Source organism: Streptomyces murinus (assembly GCF_002154555.1).
Lineage (GTDB): Bacteria > Actinomycetota > Actinomycetes > Streptomycetales > Streptomycetaceae > Streptomyces > Streptomyces murinus.
The window spans coordinates 1-3,936 of the sequence record NZ_MUNF01000835.1; the positions used below are offsets into that span (position 1 = coordinate 1).

Consider the following 3,936-nt stretch of genomic DNA (forward strand, 5'->3'; position numbering starts at 1 on the left):
CGGCCCCGTTCGGCCCGACCAGGCCAGACCGCAAGGACCGTAGGCGGGTGCCGAAGACCCTTGCAGTGAGGTGAGGTGAACGTTCCGGGAACGAGGAGCAACAGATGTTCGACCCCTCGCGCACCCTCCGCACCCGGCCCGACCCGGACCGCGGCCCCCACCCAGGGTGACCGCTGCGGCGCCTCCCGTGCCCCATGGGCGGGGCGCCGCAGCGGTCACCCTGGAGCGCGTTCCGCCCGGCAGGGGGCCGTACCGCGATGCCCGGCCGGCGGCGCGCGCGGTCAGGGCACACAGCCTGGCCGGGTACCCTGCTCCCCCCACCGCGCCGGCCGTCGTATTGCCGAAGCGTGACCGGACACTGGCGTACAGGTGGCGTCGGCCAGGCCCTACACTCACTTGGTAGCCGCAAGCAACGGAATGTGAGTGATGATCGGCACAGAGAGCCGCAGAGGCCATGAGGGCGCCGTACGGATGGACGCCGTAGAGGCGGATGCCGTACGGGCGGAGGACGCGCGCACGGACGACGCGCCGTCCGCCGGGGCGACGTACGCCGCGGCCGCGACAACGACCGCGATCGCGGAGATCGTGGGCGCCGAGGCGGTGAGCGCGGAGGCCGCCGCGTCGGGCCTGGGCGCCGAGATGGTCCGCCTCATGCGGCTCTTCGCCGCCTGGACCCAGCGCGCCGGATTCGAGTGCGGGGCCGCCGACCGCGTGCTGCTCGCCCGGCTGGTGACCTGCGGCAGGCGCCGCGCGACCGACCTGGCGGCGGACGTCTTCCTCGACCTGTCGACGGTCAGCCGGCAGGTGCGCTCGCTGGTGGACCGGGGACTGGTGGAACGCCACCCGGACCCGGAGGACCGGCGCGGCTCGCTGCTCAGCGCGACCGAGGCCGGTCGCGCCGCGTACCAGAGCGCCGTACGCCGCCGCGAGGCGGAACTGACCCGGCTCCTCGAACCGTGGCCGACCGAGGACCGCACCCTTCTCACCCGTCTGCTGAAGCGCCTCAACGACGACCTGGTGGACAGCACGTACACGAGCCTCGGAACCGGGCAGCACCCGGTGGGCGAGGCGAGGCAAGGAGATCTGCACGCATGACCATGTCCGCGTCCCCGGCCCGCGGGGGAACATCAGCGATATCCGCGTCGCCGCCGCCACCGGCCGGCCGGCTGACGCACCGCCAGATCATGACGATCCTCAGCGGTCTCATGCTGGGCATGTTCCTCGCCGCCCTCGACCAGACCATCGTCAGCACCTCGATCCGCACCATCGCGGACGATCTGCACGGACTCAGCGCGCAGGCGTGGGTCACCACCGCCTACCTGATCACCTCGACCATCAGCACCCCGCTGTACGGCAAGCTCTCCGACCTCTACGGCCGCAAACCCTTCTTCCTCGCGGCCATCACGATCTTCATCGCCGGCTCGGCGGCCTGCTCCTTCGCCACCTCGATGAACGAGCTGTCGGCCTTCCGCGCCTTCCAGGGCATCGGCGCCGGCGGTCTGATGTCGCTGGCGCTCGCGATCATCGGTGACATCGTGCCGCCCCGCGAGCGCGCCCGGTACCAGGGCTACATGCTCGCCATGTTCGGCTCCTCCAGCGTCCTCGGCCCGCTGATCGGCGGCTTCCTGGCCGGTCGCAGCAGCATCCTGGCCATCGCGGGCTGGCGCTGGGTGTTCCTCGTCAACGTCCCGGTCGGCATCATCGCGCTCTTCGTCGTCGCCAAGGTGCTGAACCTTCCGCACACCCGGCGCGAGCACCGCATCGACTGGTGGGGCGCGCTCACCATCGCCATCGGCGTGGTGCCGCTGCTGCTGGTGGCCGAGCAGGGCCAGACCTGGGGCTGGGCCTCCAGCAAGTCGTACGTCTGCTACGCCGTCGGCTTGGTCGGCCTGCTGGCCTGGGTCTTCGTGGAGCGGGCCATGGGCGACGAGGCGCTGATCCCGATGCGCCTGTTCCGCAGCTCCGTGTTCAGCAAGATGAGCCTGCTGTCCGTGCTCATCGGTATGGGCATGTTCGGCGGGATGATGATGGTCCCGCTGTACCTCCAGATCGTGAAGGGCGTCAGCCCCACCAAGTCGGGCCTGCTGATGCTGCCGCTGATGGTGGGCATGATCGCCGGCACCATGGTGGTCGGCCGGATCATCTCCAAGACCGGCAAGTACAAGATCTTCCCGATCATCGGCACGGTCCTGCTGATCGCCGCCATGCTGCTGTTCCACTACCGGGTCCAGTGGGACAGCCCGCTGCCGGAGACCATGGCCTACATGGCGCTGTTCGGCCTCGGCCTCAGTGGCTGTATGCAGATCCTGACCCTGGCGGTGCAGAACTCCGTCGAGCCCAAGGACATGGGCGTCGCCACCGCGTCGGCCACCTTCTTCCGGCAGATGGGCGGCACCGCCGGTACGGCGATCTTCCTGTCAGTGCTGTTCAGCACCGTCGGCGACAAGATCAGCTCCGCGTTCCGGTCGGCCGCGCAGACGCCCGCGTTCCAGGCCGCCCTGCACGACCCGGCGGTGCGCGCCAACCCGGCGAACGCGCCCGTGCTGGACATGCTCAAGCACCCCGCGGCGAGCGGCGGCGGCTCGGGTGTGCTGGACGACTCGTCCTTCATCCAGCAGCTCGACCCGCGGCTGGCCCAGCCCTTCAAGGAGGGCTTCACCGACGCCATGCACGTGGTGTTCCTGTGCGCCGCGGCCATCATGGTGCTCGGCTTCCTGGTCGCGGTGTGGACCAAGGAGGTGCCGCTGCGCAAGGTCTCGGGCCTGGAGGCACGCGCCGCCGAGGCGAACGGCACGCAGGCCGAGGCCGCCGATGTGAAGGACGCCCAGGTCAACGCCGTGGCGGCCGACAGCGGCCAGGCGCCCGCCGTCCCGCTCGTCGAGGACGCCCCGGTGGCGGTCGCATCCGTGCCCGCCACGGGACGGCTCGTCCGCGGCCGGGTCCTCGACGGCGCGGACGCCCCGGTTCCGCAGGCTGCGATCACCCTGATCGACGTCCGCGGCCGGCAGCTCGACCGCGCGGTCAGCGAAGTGGACGGCACCTACACGGTGTCGGTGCCCGGCGCCGGCACGTATGTGCTGATCGGCGCCGCCGGTGCCCGTCAGCCGCAGGCCGTCACCGTGCTGGTCGGCGACGAGCCGGTGGTCTGCGATCTCGTCCTCGGCGGCAGCAGCGCCGCGCTCGCCGGCTCCGTCCGGGACGCGGCCCACGGGAACCCGCTGCCGGGCGCCCTGCTGGTCGCGACCGATCTGCGCGGTGAGGTCGTGACCTCCGCGACCTCCGCCGCCGACGGTGGCTTCTCGCTGGTGGACCTGGTCCCGGGCAGCTACACCCTCGCCGTGAACGCGCCGGGCTACCGTCCGGCCGCCGTCCCCGTCGAGGTCACCCCGGGTGCGGCCGAGCCCTGCGAGATCCGTCTCGAATCCGGTGCCCAGCTGCACGGCGTCATCAGCGCCGCCACCGGCGGGCCGCTCGGCGATGCCAAGGTGACGCTGCTGGACGCGGCCGGCAATGTGCTCGGCACCGCGACCACCGGCGCGGACGGCGCCTACGGGTTCACCGACCTCGACCTCGGTGAGTACACCGTCATCGCCAGCGGGTACGCCCCGGTCGCCACCTCCGTCCGCGTGGACGCCGGCGGCACCACGGACTTCGACCTCGAACTGTCCCACGAGGACACCGCCAAGTAGCGAGGGCGAAGCACCCCCAGGGGAACCCGACCAGGGCCCGCGATCCACCGGATCGCGGGCCCTGGTGTCATATGCGGGTCCCTCGTCGGGCCGGCGCCACGCCGTGCCTTCCGGGCGCAACGGGAAGGTGCGGCCGGCGGTGAGGTGGAGGGGCGGGTGCCGCGGTCACCAGTCGGTGTGGGCGGTGATCCAGTCGGCCAAGGCCTGAACGCCGGCGGTGGCGGGCGGCAGGTCGGGGGCGCAGGTG

General features: G+C 71.8%; 2 protein-coding genes. Both read left to right on the plus strand.

Translation table 11 applies throughout. The features are described from left to right. Positions 1-426: 426 nt before the first annotated feature. Positions 427-1,095, plus strand: coding sequence for a MarR family winged helix-turn-helix transcriptional regulator (locus CCN72_RS35650; protein WP_402145635.1), 669 nt, complete (start codon positions 427-429; stop codon positions 1,093-1,095). After that, positions 1,092-3,689, plus strand: coding sequence for an MFS transporter (locus CCN72_RS35655; RefSeq protein WP_086812523.1), 2,598 nt, complete (start codon positions 1,092-1,094; stop codon positions 3,687-3,689). The genes CCN72_RS35650 and CCN72_RS35655 overlap by 4 nt, the downstream gene beginning before the upstream one ends. Positions 3,690-3,936 lie beyond the last annotated feature (247 nt).

What these genes read in the sequence shown, in the direction of transcription:
- CCN72_RS35650 (WP_402145635.1), top strand. Translation starts at nt 427, where the DNA reads ATGATCGGCACAGAGAGCCGCAGAGGCCATGAGGGCGCCGTACGGATG.
- CCN72_RS35655 (WP_086812523.1), top strand. Translation starts at nt 1,092, where the DNA reads ATGACCATGTCCGCGTCCCCGGCCCGCGGGGGAACATCAGCGATATCC.